The sequence below is a fragment of the Dyadobacter chenhuakuii genome (genome assembly GCF_023821985.2).
Lineage (GTDB): Bacteria > Bacteroidota > Bacteroidia > Cytophagales > Spirosomataceae > Dyadobacter > Dyadobacter chenhuakuii.
The window spans coordinates 3,036,017-3,050,823 of record NZ_CP098805.1; the positions used below are offsets into that span (position 1 = coordinate 3,036,017).

Genomic DNA, 14,807 nt, shown 5'->3' on the forward strand with positions numbered 1-14,807 from the left:
ACTTAATCGGCAAATCATCACCGATCAGCAAATTTCACCTCAAACTGCAAGTGATTCCAGGTCATTGTAGACGCTTACCTGATAGTTTACTTTGCCTGCATAAAATGCAGTCGTTTCAGCTGCCCTCTGCGCCGTTTCGGTCAATAATGGATGGCGTTCCGTGTGCAACAATGCTTCCACATCCGCTACATATTCCTTGAACATCAGCGGATTGGTTAACACATAATATTTTCCATCCGAAGCATGAAGGACAGGAATTGGCTTCACTTCTCCTTCCGCATTCATCCTGCCATATTTTGACCGTGCTGCTATATAATCTTCATCAGTTGAAGCAAATACGATAAATTTCGAAGGTTTGCTTTTAGCATTCTCCGCCCTGATTTTCGCATCAAGACCATCCAGCAAAGTCCTTAATTGCCAGATATTTTTCCCGGAACGGATCCTTTCCCGGATCGACTGCCTCACAAGATAGGTAAGCGCATGCGTCACATTCAGCCCAATTTCAGCCATCTGCTTGAAGATGAATGATGTAGGTGACATTCCGGGAATCGTATTAGGGTCATGGAGCACAATGGTGCCTTCCGGTGTCAGAAATCCGTCGATACGGACGCAAACATCAATGCCCAGTTGTTCAAAAACGGTCGCTATCACCTTTTGGATCTCCTGATTCAGTTCAAGCGTTGTATCAACGGGAATGCGTTTGCGGCTTGCTCCGGGCTTATATTTTGCATTAAAATCAAAAACCTGCACCATTTTGATCACCTCGCTGGGCGGCAGCGCCAACGGTTTCCCGTTATCAAGCTGGATGCAGCCGCAGGAAAACTCCTGCCCGCTGACAAACTCTTCTATTAAAACCTGGTCTTCACCATTAGCGCTGCTGAGAACGGCAGGTTCATTTGCTGTTGAGAAATAGCTGTCCAGCACATCGATCAGCTTTGCCGGGTGATATATCATTTCACCATTCAAAACCAGCGGAAACCCGATTCCCTCATCAAGATTTGCCACTTTTTGTGCCCAAGCCTGTTTTTCGGATCCGCCCAGCGCCGTCCAGGTCGCGCCATCGAGCTCCACCTGGAAAAAGCATTGGTTAACTGCTGATATAAATTCTTCCAAAGAATCGTCCTTCACAATAGCAACGCCGATAGAAGACCCCTGATGCGGCGCTTTAATGACCAACGGAAGTCCTAAATGTTTTTTAAGAACCTGAAAAAGAATTGGATACTCGTTTGGAATCCATTGATCGTAACGCAATGTCCAGCTCTTTTTCTGCTGACCATTCACCAATGTGATCATTTCATTTTGAAGAATTTTATCAATTCCGACTGCCGAACCCATTAAACCGGGCCCGCTGTAAGGAATTTTATACCATTCCAACAAACCCTGAATTGCACCGTCCTCACAATCAGGGCCATGCATGGCCAGGAATACGAAATCGAAATGTTGTTTGAATTGTTCAGGAGATATCTCTACCCCAATTTCGGAAGGAACGGACTCGTTGGCGAGCTCCGGATGGGATTCTATATAGGTTTTAAAACCAGTTTGCTGGATGCTTCGCGACGGATAGAACTCCCTGATCTCACTGGCATACATAAGTGGTTTTTCCAGCAGGATAAAACGTCCGAAACTATCCACAAAGACCGGAACTGGCTCAAAAAGTGATTTATCCAGGTATTCAAAAGCAGTTTTTCCACCAGCAAATGAAATTTCCCTTTCGCGGGAAGGTCCTCCGAAAAAAATTCCGATACGCATATTTAAATGTCAGGTAAAATCTTCTAAATCTTACGCGCAATATAACGTACTAATCGGGACGAATCAATTTCTGGCTGAAATGCCCGAAAATTTTAAATAAAAAAGCAGCCTTCCGTTCAGAAAAGCTGCCTTTGATCAAATAAGGTTATAAAAACCGGCTTGTTTTAAGCCAATTCAGGGACATTCACAGAAACAACTTTGCTAACATAAGGAACAGCTTTGCGAATGGATTCTTCCAGACCTGCGCGGAATGTCATTGCACTCATAGGGCAGCTTTGGCAAGAGCCCTGCAACTCCAATTTAACGACCAGATCATCAGTCAATTCCACAAATTTCACATCTCCACCGTCTGCGTGCAAATAAGGTCGTACCGTATCGAGTGCCTGCTCGATGAGCTCTATTATTTTTTCTTTTGAATCCATTGTTAAAAAATCTATTTGCTAAGGTGCAAGAATATATTCAAAAAATCAAATCATTAACATATAATGCTAAGCCTGGATTTCAACGGGCTGCGTTTTCTCCTTTGTAGCATTTCTGATCGCAACCTGCTGCGCCAACGACTCAGCTGCATCACGGAAAGCATCATTCACAATCGGATTCATATCCATAACAGCCGGGCGTCCTTCATCACCTGCCTCCCTAATGCCTTGTACCAAAGGAATTTGGCCTAATAAAGGAACATCAAACTTATCTGCAAGCAACTGACCTCCTCCTTTTCCAAAGATATGATACTGATGATCAGGCATTTCTTCCGGCGTAAACCAGGACATGTTTTCAATTACACCCAAAATCGGCACATTGATCTGCGGCTGGCGGAACATTTGCAAACCTTTGATAGCATCAGCAAGTGCCACTTTTTGAGGCGTGGTAACGATCACCGCTCCGGTTACGGGCACTGTTTGCACTAATGTTAAATGTATATCGCTGGTGCCGGGAGGAAGGTCGATCAAAAGATAATCCAGATCACCCCAGTCCGTATCTGCAAAAAATTGCTTCAAAGCCTGGCTGGCCATTGGCCCACGCCAAACGACCGCGCTATCAGGAGGAGTAAGAAATCCGATGGAGATCATTTTGATCCCGTATTGGCGGATCGGGTTAATGAAGTTTTTACCGTCTTTTGGCGTAATGGTAGGCTGCATATTCTCTGCACCAAACATCACCGGGATCGAAGGCCCAAAAATATCCGCATCAATAATGCCGACCGAAGCGCCCGAACGGTGCAGCGCCATAGCAAGGTTCGCGGTGACTGTTGACTTACCCACGCCTCCTTTTCCGGAAGAAATAGCGATCACATTCTTCACGCCCGGAATAACCGGCCCGGACTGACGCGTTGAAGTTACATTGGCTGTAAGCTTGATAACAACCTCGACGTCTGGACTTAAATGCTCGTGAATTGCTGCCTCGCAATTTCTGCGGATCAGCTCTTTCAACGGACAGGCGGGGGTTGTCAAAACAACTGTAAATCTTACCTGATTCACCCCGATTTCAATGTCCTGGATCATACCCAGCGTCACCAAATCCTTTTTGAGATCCGGTTCTTCAACAGTGCTGAGCGCCTGTAAAACTTTCTCCTTATTAATTGTAAATTCTCCCATTATACTGGTTAAGACCTCTCGATTTTTACGCCTTATGAAGCCCCGGAAACTTAAAAATATCTGATTCTATACTTCAATATTATGCAACACGAATTATTCCCAATGAGTTTATCTCAAATCTGAAAATTCATGGATTTTGTCTTCTGTTTCCGCAATTTCTCTGGTGACATCAATTTGCGATGACAGTGCTTTTAATTTTGACAACACGTTTTTCAGCAATTTCCGGTGACTTTCGGTAACGCCATGCAAAGGCCTGTGCTGGGTCATTTGGCGTATAGCGTCCCATTCTTTCATAAGATTCCGGGCGCTGGGTTCAATGTAAGTTTTAGCGAAAGCATTGAAAATGTAATCCTCTGCAACCTTGGTCGGATGGATCATATCTTCCTCATAAAACCGGTAATCACGCAGCTCATCCACCATGATTTCGTAAGCAGGAAAATACTCGACATGCTTGTATTTTTCGGATAACCGGTGACAAACCAGCCGCAATGTTGACTTGCTAACCTGGTTCAGCGGCAGCGTATCCCGTGTATGCCTCACCGGACTGACCGTCAATATCACCCTGAGATTTCTTTGGAAAGACTGCAATTTTTGGATCAGCTGATCATAAGCGATCATGATCTGATCGGGATGAAGCAATTCTCTCAGGAAACGGTCGGCTGGCTGTTTATGACAATTGCCGACGATCAGATTCGTCTGCTTATGCCGGTAAGCAAATGCAGTTCCGAAAGTGATTACCAGAACATCCGCTTCTTTCAAAAAGACTCTTGCAGACACCAATTTATCTGTCAACTGTGCATGTAAAGCCTCCCTATCATGTCCGTACAACGATGAATGGAAATCATGATGAAGCCAGATCTTATCCGGATTCTCTAAAAACAATGCTTGATTAGGCTCCTTACCTTCCAGCGTAATATCTAAAATCTTGGCAATGGCCAGCGGATTAAATGCAGTTCCAAAATCATTATTCAAAACCGGAAATTTATACCCGCCAAGCTGACTACCAAGCACATCTGCAAAACAAGAACCGATTGTCGCAATCCTGGAATGATGGCCAATTTTCCAATCCGATGGAGTGGTCCCAACCTCCGTACTAAGCTTAATTTCCATCATTAACCTATAAAGTGTATCAATCGTAAAATTACAAGTATTTGCCCGGTTTAGGGCAATTAATGTGTTTTCATAAATTAGAGAAAAGGATTATGTTTGGGATAAATTCACACGCTATATTTTATTGATGGACATTAAGCCTTACCCCTTCACCGTACTAAATACCGAATTTCGATACGAATTCATTAGTATCAGTGCAACAAAAGCAGTACAAAAAGTTGTTTTATTTACCGGAACCGGAGCTTCGGGCACTTATAATCTGGCACTTCTGGATGTATTGCAAGATGGACGTCTATGTGATGTTGCGGAAACCAGAAACAAAGATTTCAAAAAGGTCCTGGCGACAGTATTCCAAATAATTCATCATTTCTTCGAAACAAAACCTGAAAGCGTCGTTATGTTTATGGGAAGTGATGAGCGGAGGCATAGAATGTATCGGATCATTATTAATAAGGAAGTTCGGGAAATATCCAGGTCTTTCATTGTATCAGGGGTAATCGGCGATTTTTCTGAATATTTTCAACCAAATACACATTACGACTATTATTTAATTGAAAAATTATGAAACAGGAATTCAAACTCGTTGAGCTGCATGATGTGACGAATCATCCGATCGTTCAAAAGAAGCTGGCGCGGGCAAATGAGCTGCTTAGCAAAACTGATCTTTCTCCCATTTATGAAAGGAGAAAACAAAGGGAAGAGGCTAAGAAAAAGACGGGGATATGAGCTTGGGCTTTGCTGCACTTGTTGCCATTGTATCGTTTGGTTGTACACAGCCAAACGACACAACGCTCGCTCAAAAGCCAGCAAAATATGAATTCGCCGCCCAGCCTTCCTGGCAGGATGAATTCGATTACGCTGGTAAGCCTGACCCGAAGAAGTGGAGCTATGACCTGGGGGATCATGGCTGGGGGAACAATGAGTTGCAGAATTATACGGATCAGATCGAAAATGCCAAAGTGGAAAACGGGCATCTAGTCATTGAGGCTATCAAAGGAAAGTCGGGAAAGGCTGATTATAGTTCGGCGCGGCTGGTTTCGAAGGGCAAAGGGGATTTTACATATGGTAAGTTCGAAATCCGTGCCAAGCTTCCGAAAGGCCGCGGCACCTGGCCTGCGATATGGATGCTTGCGACTGGAAACAGCTATGGGAATAAGGGTTGGCCGGATAATGGTGAGATTGATATCATGGAACACGTAGGTTTTGACCAGAACCGGGTTCATGGAAACATTCATACCAAGGCTTTTAACCATGCTATTAAGACGAATAAGGGTGATAATGTCGTCGTTGAAACGGTTTCGGAAGAGTTTCACATTTACTCCTGCGAATGGACGCCCGAAAGCGTGAAGATCCTGTTGGACGGCAAAGACTATTTTACTTTTAATAAAGAAGCTGGCTACGAATGGACTCAATGGCCCTTTGATAAACCTTTTCATTTAATTTTAAATATGGCTGTCGGAGGCAATTGGGGCGGACAGAAAGGCGTGGATGACAGCATTTTCCCTCAAAAAATGGAGGTGGATTACGTGCGCGTTTACCCGCTTGTCGAGAAAAAGTAGCTTTGAAATTCGAGCGCATGGAAGTATCTTGCGCTATGGATAATTTCGTTGTCTCGGCCAGAAAGTATCGTCCCGTCACTTTCGACTCGGTGGTTGGCCAGTCACACATCACTACAACTTTAAAAAACGCAATCCGCACCAATCACCTGGCGCAGGCTTTCCTTTTTTGCGGGCCGCGAGGGGTTGGAAAAACAACTTGCGCAAGGATCTTAGCCAAAACCATCAACTGCCAGAACCTTGGCGACGATGTGGAAGCGTGCGGCGAATGCGAATCTTGTGTCAGTTTTCAAAACAATGCATCATTCAACATTCATGAGCTGGATGCTGCTTCCAATAACTCCGTTGAAGATATCCGTAACCTGATAGACCAGGTTCGTTACCCGCCTCAAACCGGGAAATACAAAATCTATATTATTGATGAGGTGCACATGCTTTCGCAAGCTGCCTTCAATGCATTTTTGAAAACGTTGGAAGAACCGCCTGGTTACGCCATTTTTATCCTGGCGACCACGGAAAAGCATAAAATTCTGCCAACCATTCTTTCACGCTGCCAGATCTTCGATTTCAACCGCATTCAACCGAAAGACATTGCTTATCACTTGTCAGATATCGCGCAGAAAGAGGGTATCGAAACAGAAAAAGAAGCATTGGAGCTGATCGGCCAGAAGGCTGATGGCGGTCTTCGGGATGCGCTTTCGATGTTTGACCTGAATGTGACATTTTCGACAGATAACAAGCTTACTTATGAAGCTGTGCTGGAAAATCTGCACATTCTGGACTACGATTATTATTTCAAAATCACAGATGCGCTGACTTCGGGCAGCATTGCCCGCTCGCTGGTTTTATTTGATGAAATTTTGAGAAAAGGCTTTGACGGTCATTTGTTCGTGGTTGGCCTTTTGGAACATTTTCGGAATCTCCTGGTCTGCAAGGACCCGCAAACTGTCACGCTTTTGCAGGTTTCGGAATCAGCGGAACGGAAATATCAGCAGCAGTCGGCATTGGCGGATATGAGCTTTTTGTTGTCTGCGCTGAGCATTGCCAGCCAGTGTGATATCAATTATAAATCGGCCAAAAACCAGCGGTTGCATGTGGAGCTTTGTTTGATGAAGCTCGCCAATCTGCCCCATGTTCTTCAACTTTCTTCTCTTGCCGCCGTTGATGAAACGGCAAAAAAAAAAGTTGAGCCTGAGTTAAAACCTTTAAATACTGCCCCTGCAACGCCCATTGAAACGCCCAGCAATGGTTTGTCCTTAAATGGAAATCATACCGAGGCTCCGGCGCGCGTTGCACAGCCAGTTGCACAGGCCCCTTCGCGTCTCAAAAATACGATTGCATTGAGTCCTACAGCGGCGGTTGCAGAGACAGCAGTTAAAGAAAAGCCAAGTAGTGAGGTGGAGAATGGCTATGCGGCCTCGCAAACCAATGTAAGAAAAGAGGCACTTACATTCGAAACGCTGCAAACGCATTGGTATGAATTCGCCGAAAAGCGAAGGATAGCAGGTAACTCCACGACGGAAGAAATCAGTTTGAACAAAGAATTCAAACTGGAAGGCACGAGCATTGAAATCGCTTTGGACAACACGCACCAGTTGGAAGCAATGGCGAATGTGCGTTATGAACTGCTAACCTATCTCAAAAGTCGCATTGATGCACCGAGGCTGGAAATAAACCCGCGCGTGGCGCCGCAGGAAGTGAACAGGCTTCCTTACACCCCGGCAGAAAAATTCAATTTCATGGCGGAGAAGAATCCGTATCTGCTGGAATTGAAACAAGCTTTGGGATTAGATGTAGATTTCTAATTTAGCTTCTTGCCATCAGGAAAATTTCATGAAGCTTCAATATCTGCGGAATCAAAGCTGATCTTTCGTCATTATTGACAAAAAAATTGCCGACCATTCTTCGTTCGTCGTCCGAAATCTGTCTCTTTACAATGGCCCTGATCTGGTCCTCGCTGCGATTGTCCCTTTGCAGGATTCGGGATATCCGCAATTCTAATGGCGCTTCAACCACAACCACATAATCCAGTGCATTGCGGTCGCCAGCCTTATTCATAATGGCTGCTTCCTTTACGACATACGGCGATCCTGCATGATTTTCAACCCAATCTGCGGTGTCCTGCATGACGACGGGATGAATGATTGCATTCAGTTTTTTGAGTAAATGTTCATTGCTGAAAACCAGCGAGCTAACATATGCTGTATTATAATGTCCTTCGCTGGTGTAGGATTCTTTTCCTAACAGCGAGACAACACTTTCAATGATCTGGGGATTGTGATTGGTGAGCCATTTGGCCCGGCTGTCTGCATTGTAAACGGGAATGCCCAGGCAGGCAAACAATTTACAGACAACACTTTTCCCAGAGCCGATTCCGCCGGTAATTCCAACTTGAAGGGGAAGTGACATGACGGAAAAATGACGTGAATGATGAATTTACGGCGTGATCACATTGAGATACTGCGCCACCTCAAAACTGATGTAAACGTCCCGGTGACTCACCTCTACCAACGGCGAAACCGGCAGCGGGATGGGCAGGCTTTCGTCAAAGTTGTTTTGGATCTTGGGCGTAGGAACGCTGACACGAATCGTATCCGGATAAGTCTTGATCAACGAAACGGGCCCGTCGACAGATATAAGCGATGGGGAAACATTAATAATGCTTGAAATAACGTAACCATCGCGGATATTTATCGCCGCGCTATCCACCCGGATAGGAATGATCTTCCTGATCTTTCGCTCGAAATTGAGCTCGAATGTATCCGCAATGACATAATTCACGTGCAGGTTTGGGAACAATTCCGTGATCTGGTCCGTCAATGTGGTCGAGTTGATGAAACTTGCCTCATTGGGGTTGTTAACCTTATAAACCACCGGGTTAGCATTGAAATTAAGCCAGGATTTTTGCAGCAGCGTCCAGCCGTCGCCCGAGACATTCACGGAAATCCGTTTTGGTAATGGCTGCATAGGAACAAAAGCCGAATAATCGTATTCGATGTCCAGGGGATAATTAAGCTTAATCGAATAATTATCCTTGTTCAATACATTCATTAACCAAAAAAACGAGGCTGCCAGAATACATACAAAAAAGGTCTTGACTTTATTCTGGCCTGATGGTGCGTTACTCATAACATGACTTTACCCTGCAATAGTACGCGCAACCGCTGACTTATCCACTGTAAGCTTCACTCCTTTATCCAGTTCAAGCGTAACAATGGCGTCTTCAACAGTATAAACCCGCGCGTGGATCCCTCCTATTGTAACGACCTGATCTCCTTTTTTAAGATTGCCAAGAAGCTCTTTTTGCTCTTTTTGTTTCTTTTGCTGCGGACGGATCATGAAAAAATAGAATACACCAATGATACCAACCCACATCACGACCTGGTAAATCATGGCTTCTGAACCGCCACTTGCTGCTTGTGCTAAAATCGAAAATTTCATTATAATGAACGGATTAGTAAGTTGTTAACCTTTCGGTTGTGATAGAGAAAGCTAGTTGAGTGTATCAGGCTTGGAAGCTGCATTTACAATTCCTTTCAGCCTGAGCTCCGTGTAAGCCGGCTCCGTGTTGGCATAAACCGTTATGGTTTTTACCTGCGGGCCAGTTTTATTTTTACTGTCAAAACGGACTTTAATGCTGGAAGTCTGCTTCGGACCAATGGGATCTTTCGGCCACTCCGGCGTGGTGCAGCCGCAAGATGAAGTTATATTATTGAGGATCAATGGATATTCGCCATCATTCCGGAACTTGAAATCATGTTCGACAACCTCCCCTTCCTGAATTGTCCCGAATTCAAATGTTGAACTATCGCTCAAAGTAAAAACAGGCATCTTTGAGTCTGCCTGTTTTGAATCTTCTTTATTATCGCTTTTGGAACAATTGGAAAGTAGTAATGCAACTCCCAATAAAAAACCCAATGACCGTATTTTCATATGAAATAATCAGCTGGTCTGACCTTTGATTTGTGCCATCAGGCGATCTACGTCTTCAAGTAACTTTTCTGCTTTTTCGCGTGCATCATTCACAACACGCTCGCCCTCAGTCTTTGTGAAGTTATCAGGCTGGTCTTTTTTCTGAACCAGATCATCTATAACATCCTGTAATTTTTCTCTGTATTTAGACAATCTATATGTCAATTGCGTACGCAGAACCTCCCCTTTATCAGGTGCGTAGAGGATCCCGAGAGCAGCGCCAGTGACACAACCGGTTAAAAATGCGATTAAACTATTGCTCGTTTTACTCATGACTTTTGGTTTTTAGCTGTAATTATTGTGCTCAGCCTATTTGTTATCTATCAGTCCGCGTCCGCTTTTTCTGATCACGCCTTCTTTGGCCAGTTTAACCGAAAGCACGTCCAGGACACCATTTACAAACTTACCGCTTTTTGGCGTACTGTACCTTTTTGCAATTTCAATAAACTCGTTGATGGTTACTTTAACAGGAATTCCAGGGAAATGGATCAGCTCGGCAAGCGCCGTCTTCAGAATGATCAGATCAACCAATGCAATCCGGTCAAGTTCCCAGTTTTTCAGGTGCTCATCCAGATAAACATCATACTGGTCACTCTCCTCAACAACAATCCTGCAAAGTTCCTCAACAAAAAACCGGTCTTCTTCCCAATCTTTTGTCAACGGAGAAATTTCAAATGTTGCGCTGTTATCTGCTGATCTTAATGTTTTGATAGCAAGGCTCCTGATCAGTTCGCTATGGTCTACCCAATAGAGATCGCGCTGTTCCAGATATTCCAGGGGCACTTCATGCTTTAATATAACTTGCCGCAAAACGTGTTGCACAATGGCCTGATCTTCTTCCGGCGTATGCGATGCGTTTTTGCAATAAGCTGTGTATTCCTCGTCCTTACGCAGTGCTTCGCGATAGATTTTCCGGATCAGGTTCATTTCATTACTCCAATTGATCCCGTTCCTGATAATTTCTTCTTCAAGCGTCTTATCAGCAATCAAAACCTGGATAACCCGGTTCGTATCGAGTCCGGCATCCTTTGGAAAAGGCGCCTCAGGATCATCGTATCTTCTTTCGCGGTCAATTTTAGCCTGATGCGAAAGCTCTATTAACATGGATAAAACACGGATGAAATCCACGTAAATGGATTCCGTTTCATTCAAAACCCGGCGAACCATTTTCTCCCCATCGGAAGTTGTTTGTCTGCTGTATGCCTCAAAAGCGCTCCGCGCCACTCTGATCACCTGCTCAGGAAGTTCTTCATCTTCCTTCGGCTTTCCGTGCTTGATAAATTCATCGAGGGTCATTCCGGCAAGCTTTCTCATTCCCGACAGTTTCGCCCGGTCCTGAAATTCCATGGAATTAAGATCCGGCTGAAAAGCCGCTTCAATGTGGTCTAAGGCCAGTAAACGATTGGCATCTCTTGTAAGCTGACGGGCATAAAGCGCCTGAACCGCCTTAGTTCTTAATAATCTTCTATTCAGCATAAGCCGGAACACTAATTGGATAAAAGGTACAGTAAATCAAAGAACGTATCTGTATTTGGCAGGGCCGTTTGAATACTTTCCCCTGCGTTTTTCGTTTAAAATTGACCGCAAAAATAGACTATTTTGTTTAGAATCGAAAAAATGAAATGCCGTCTTTTAAATTTGCAACGTTTTGAAACGATAGGATGTTGGTTAGTTATCGCCTGTCTGGCTTGGGAAAATCCGCAGTTAAAATAAGATATAGTGAAAGCATTAAAGTACCTCAACCAGTACTTATGGAAATACAAGTGGTATCTGATTCTTGGAACCATTTTTACAATTATTTCTAACCTTTTTGGAATAATCCCGGCCCAGCTTGTGCGTTACGCGCTGGATCTGGTGATTGAGACGCTGGACATTTATTATCTGTTCAACGGCGCCGCTTTGCAGACTGAGATGTATGACATTTTCGCGTTCAGCATCCTGCTATATGGCTTGTTAATCCTTGCTATGGCGCTTCTGAAAGGAATTTTCCTGTTCCTTGTCAGGCAGACGATCATCGTTATGTCTCGGCATATCGAGTTCGAGCTTAAAAATGACATTTACCAACATTACCAGACCTTACCAGCCAGTTTCTTCCGCCGTCACAGCACAGGCGACCTGATGGCCCGGATTTCCGAGGATGTGAGCAATGTCCGGATGTATGTCGGTCCGGCATTAATGTATGGCATCAACCTGATCGTCCTGTTCTTTCTCGTCATTTCCTACATGCTCTCCGTGAGCACGAAGCTTACTTTATTTGTACTGCTGCCCCTTCCGGTGCTTTCGATCAGCGTTTACATTGTGAACAGCATGATCATGAAACGCTCCCAGGAAATCCAGAAGCAGCTTTCCGGACTGTCCACTTACGTGCAGGAAGCTTTTTCAGGGATAAGGGTTATTAAATCCTTTGTTCAGGAGAAACATTCATATACGAATTTTGAAAGAGAGGCGGAAGATTTTAAAAAGAAATCATTGAGCCTGACCAAGGTCGACGCCTTCTTTTATCCTGTAATTGTCTTGCTGATCGGGCTGAGTAACATTCTCGTCATTTTCGTCGGCGGGCAGGAAATCATCAATGGGAACCTTACGCCTGGGAACATTACGGAATTTATTTTATATGTTAATATGCTGACGTGGCCCGTGATGGCGCTCGGCTGGACAACGAGTCAGATCCAAAGGGCGGCATCTTCACAAACTCGGATCAATGAGTTTTTAAATGAAAAAACAACATTGGTTTCGGTCAAAAATATCGAAAAACCACTCGAAGGCGCGATCACATTCAAACATGTAGGCTTCGTTTATCCTGATTCCGGTATAAAGGCGTTGCACGATTTTGATTTGGAGGTAAAACCGGGAGAAAGTGTAGCAATTCTAGGAACTACGGGTTCTGGAAAAAGCACGCTGGCCCATCTGCTGGGCCGTCTTTACGATCCGACAGAAGGTGAAATCCTGATTGACAACATTCCAATGAAGGACTACGATGTGCATGCTTATCGCCGGCAAATTGGCTATGTGCCTCAGGATGTGTTCCTTTTCTCTGATTCGATTGAGAACAATGTTCGCTTCGGAACAACGGATATGCCGTTTGAACGGATTGAGCAAGCCATTAAGGATGCCGACTTGTATAACAACATTAAAGAATTTCCGCAGGGTTATCAAACATTGCTAGGTGAACGCGGCATAACGCTTTCCGGAGGTCAAAAACAGCGCCTATCCATTGCCAGAGCCATCGCACGTGACCCAAAAATCCTCGTTCTCGATGACTGCTTGTCCGCCGTCGATACCAACACGGAGAACATTATCCTTAACAATCTGAAACGCATCATGGATCAGCGCACCTCCGTGATCATCTCCCACCGCGTCTCCTCCGCCAAGCTCGCCGACCGCATAGTAGTGCTGGACGAAGGAAAAATTATAGAACAAGGAACCCACACCGAACTCATGGCCCTCAACAAGGCGTATAAAGAGCTGTATGAGAAGCAGTTAGTTGCGGAAGAAGCGTAAATTTGGCCTCTGCGACAATAATTGCTGGATATTTGTATATTTATGGTGCTTTACTTGCAAGAATTATGAGACAGACCATCACAGTTGACATAATTAATGAAAAAGCGCTCAATCTTTTAATGGATATGGAGCGCCTTGAACTGATCAGTTTAAGGAAGGAAGAGCGGAACGCGCCAGCAGATAGGTTGCAAATTGCTCAATATAAAGGAGGAATGTCAAAACAGTCTATCCAAGATGTTGACACTCATCTGGATGAACTTCGAGCAGGATAATAAAAGCAGCAGAAATTCGAAAACTGCATAATCTTAAACTCCCGGATGCAATTATTGCTGCAACAGCAATGGTGTATAATCTTACGTTGGTGACACGAAACACCAAGGATTTTTCGAATATCAGCGGGTTAACATTGATAAATCCTTACGATCAATAAATCAAAAGCAACATTACTTCGACACGACATCCTTTACCAGCTTCCGCATCTCTTCCTTCAATTCGCGCATTTCTGAATGTAAAGTCAGCAAACTCACTTGCTTGTTATCCGCTTCGAGGTCAAAAGTCAGTTTACTATTAACAATCCAGATTTCCTTGATCTCACTCCTATCCAGTTTAATAGGGCTGTATTCCGGGTTTGAAGAAATTAGATTGATAAACGTTGACTGACTTTCCTGCTGTATTTTTTTCACTAAAATACTATCCACTGTCACAACAACGTAGATCTGCTTCGGATTCACGTCCTCCCAATCATCCAGCGCCTTCCCGACGATCCATTCGCCCGAATGCAGCACCGGCAACATACTATCTCCTTCCACCTGAAAACCTCGGAATGTAGCATTCCGGAATTCGGGCAGCGGGATAGAAAAGGCCGGCAATGTTTCAAACCATTGTGCATCCCCAATGTTGTTGGGATAACCGGCTGCCGCCTTGGCACTTACCAGTACGATGTTGTCTTTGCCAGCATTATCCACGGTCACAACCTTAGGACTCATCAGCAACTTGTCCGGCTGCAAATATTTCTGCTTGCTATCGCCGAAAAGCCACAGTGGGTTAATGCTATATTTTCGCAACAATTCCTTTACAACTTGCCCGGGAATCCGCGTCCGCCCACGCTCAATGTCAGCGGTCGTCGCGCTGATGCCCAGCTCGTCTGCAAAAGCAGACTGGGTCAAATTCAATTCTTCCCTTATTTGTTTAAAACGCTTGAATTCCTCGTCGATCTGCATAGCCGAATGATCTGGTCAAAAAAATCTGTAACTCCTTATCACAAGCAAAGATACATATTTTTTGGAATATTTCCTTTTTAATTTTGGATATGCTCCATATATTT

The 14,807-nt window shown here is 44.4% G+C and carries 18 protein-coding genes; 7 read left to right on the plus strand and 11 right to left on the minus strand.

What is annotated here, in order from left to right; all coding sequences use genetic code 11:
* Nucleotides 1-39: 39 nt before the first annotated feature.
* The 4 genes from NFI80_RS12540 to NFI80_RS12555 form a co-directional block, all read right to left on the minus strand.
* Entirely contained in the window at nucleotides 40-1,749 is a 1,710-nt protein-coding gene (locus NFI80_RS12540) for a D-alanine--D-alanine ligase family protein (RefSeq protein ID WP_235162865.1), read from the minus strand.
* A gap of 164 nt (nucleotides 1,750-1,913) precedes the next feature.
* Nucleotides 1,914-2,171 carry a NifU family protein gene (locus NFI80_RS12545; RefSeq protein ID WP_026632669.1) on the minus strand — a complete coding sequence of 86 codons (258 nt, stop codon included), beginning with the start codon at nucleotides 2,169-2,171 and terminating at the stop codon, nucleotides 1,914-1,916.
* Between the two features lie 66 nt (nucleotides 2,172-2,237).
* On the minus strand, nucleotides 2,238-3,344 hold the full coding sequence (locus NFI80_RS12550) for an Mrp/NBP35 family ATP-binding protein (RefSeq protein WP_235162864.1): 1,107 nt from the start codon (nucleotides 3,342-3,344) through the stop codon (nucleotides 2,238-2,240).
* Nucleotides 3,345-3,452: 108 nt separating this feature from the next.
* The gene (locus NFI80_RS12555) at nucleotides 3,453-4,457 is read right to left on the minus strand and encodes a GSCFA domain-containing protein (protein ID WP_235162863.1); all 1,005 of its coding nucleotides are present in this window, start codon (nucleotides 4,455-4,457) and stop codon (nucleotides 3,453-3,455) included.
* A 124-nt stretch (nucleotides 4,458-4,581) separates the two neighbouring features.
* Between NFI80_RS12555 and NFI80_RS12560 the strand changes: the two genes are divergently transcribed.
* From NFI80_RS12560 to NFI80_RS12575, 4 genes are read left to right on the plus strand one after another with little or no spacing between them, the layout of a single operon-like run.
* Nucleotides 4,582-5,019 (plus strand): DUF6934 family protein, encoded by a 438-nt coding sequence (locus NFI80_RS12560; RefSeq protein WP_235162862.1) that lies wholly within the window; start codon nucleotides 4,582-4,584, stop codon nucleotides 5,017-5,019.
* Entirely contained in the window at nucleotides 5,016-5,180 is a 165-nt protein-coding gene (locus tag NFI80_RS12565) for a hypothetical protein (RefSeq protein ID WP_235162861.1), read from the plus strand. Before NFI80_RS12560 ends, NFI80_RS12565 begins: the two co-directional genes overlap by 4 nt.
* Nucleotides 5,177-6,013 (plus strand): glycoside hydrolase family 16 protein, encoded by an 837-nt coding sequence (locus tag NFI80_RS12570; protein WP_235162860.1) that lies wholly within the window; start codon nucleotides 5,177-5,179, stop codon nucleotides 6,011-6,013. Before NFI80_RS12565 ends, NFI80_RS12570 begins: the two co-directional genes overlap by 4 nt.
* 35 nt (nucleotides 6,014-6,048) lie before the next feature.
* Nucleotides 6,049-7,815 carry a DNA polymerase III subunit gamma/tau gene (locus NFI80_RS12575; RefSeq protein ID WP_235163858.1) on the plus strand — a complete coding sequence of 589 codons (1,767 nt, stop codon included), beginning with the start codon at nucleotides 6,049-6,051 and terminating at the stop codon, nucleotides 7,813-7,815.
* A 1-nt stretch (nucleotide 7,816) separates the two neighbouring features.
* Here the strand turns inward: NFI80_RS12575 and coaE are convergent, their stop codons facing one another.
* The 6 genes from coaE to nusB are packed head-to-tail and all read right to left on the minus strand — an operon-like array spanning nucleotide 7,817 to nucleotide 11,458.
* Complete coding sequence (coaE, locus tag NFI80_RS12580) at nucleotides 7,817-8,419, minus strand: dephospho-CoA kinase (RefSeq protein ID WP_235162859.1); 603 nt, start codon at nucleotides 8,417-8,419, stop codon at nucleotides 7,817-7,819.
* 27 nt (nucleotides 8,420-8,446) lie between these two features.
* On the minus strand, nucleotides 8,447-9,139 hold the full coding sequence (locus NFI80_RS12585) for a YbbR-like domain-containing protein (protein WP_229204294.1): 693 nt from the start codon (nucleotides 9,137-9,139) through the stop codon (nucleotides 8,447-8,449).
* 9 nt (nucleotides 9,140-9,148) lie between these two features.
* Nucleotides 9,149-9,451 (minus strand): preprotein translocase subunit YajC, encoded by a 303-nt coding sequence (gene yajC, locus NFI80_RS12590; protein ID WP_233795644.1) that lies wholly within the window; start codon nucleotides 9,449-9,451, stop codon nucleotides 9,149-9,151.
* A gap of 51 nt (nucleotides 9,452-9,502) precedes the next feature.
* Nucleotides 9,503-9,943, minus strand: a complete 441-nt coding sequence (locus tag NFI80_RS12595) for a DUF1573 domain-containing protein (protein WP_235162858.1) — start codon at nucleotides 9,941-9,943, stop codon at nucleotides 9,503-9,505.
* 9 nt (nucleotides 9,944-9,952) lie between these two features.
* Nucleotides 9,953-10,255 (minus strand): YtxH domain-containing protein, encoded by a 303-nt coding sequence (locus tag NFI80_RS12600; protein ID WP_026632678.1) that lies wholly within the window; start codon nucleotides 10,253-10,255, stop codon nucleotides 9,953-9,955.
* Nucleotides 10,256-10,291: 36 nt separating this feature from the next.
* On the minus strand, nucleotides 10,292-11,458 hold the full coding sequence (gene nusB, locus NFI80_RS12605) for a transcription antitermination factor NusB (RefSeq protein ID WP_235162857.1): 1,167 nt from the start codon (nucleotides 11,456-11,458) through the stop codon (nucleotides 10,292-10,294).
* A gap of 243 nt (nucleotides 11,459-11,701) precedes the next feature.
* On the opposite strand from nusB, the gene NFI80_RS12610 reads away from it, so the two are divergent.
* The 3 genes from NFI80_RS12610 (at nucleotide 11,702) to NFI80_RS12620 (ending at nucleotide 13,913) form a co-directional block, all read left to right on the plus strand.
* Nucleotides 11,702-13,483, plus strand: coding sequence for an ABC transporter ATP-binding protein (locus NFI80_RS12610; RefSeq protein WP_235162856.1), 1,782 nt, complete (start codon nucleotides 11,702-11,704; stop codon nucleotides 13,481-13,483).
* Between the two features lie 65 nt (nucleotides 13,484-13,548).
* Nucleotides 13,549-13,755: a hypothetical protein gene (locus tag NFI80_RS12615; RefSeq protein ID WP_233795640.1), complete on the plus strand. Its 207-nt coding sequence runs from the start codon at nucleotides 13,549-13,551 to the stop codon at nucleotides 13,753-13,755.
* Nucleotides 13,755-13,913 (plus strand): PIN domain-containing protein, encoded by a 159-nt coding sequence (locus NFI80_RS12620; protein WP_256565294.1) that lies wholly within the window; start codon nucleotides 13,755-13,757, stop codon nucleotides 13,911-13,913. The genes NFI80_RS12615 and NFI80_RS12620 overlap by 1 nt, the downstream gene beginning before the upstream one ends.
* 13 nt (nucleotides 13,914-13,926) lie before the next feature.
* Here the strand turns inward: NFI80_RS12620 and NFI80_RS12625 are convergent, their stop codons facing one another.
* A complete protein-coding gene (locus NFI80_RS12625; protein ID WP_235162855.1) occupies nucleotides 13,927-14,703 on the minus strand; it encodes an XRE family transcriptional regulator in 777 nt (258 codons plus the stop codon).
* Between the last annotated feature and the right edge of the window lie 104 nt (nucleotides 14,704-14,807).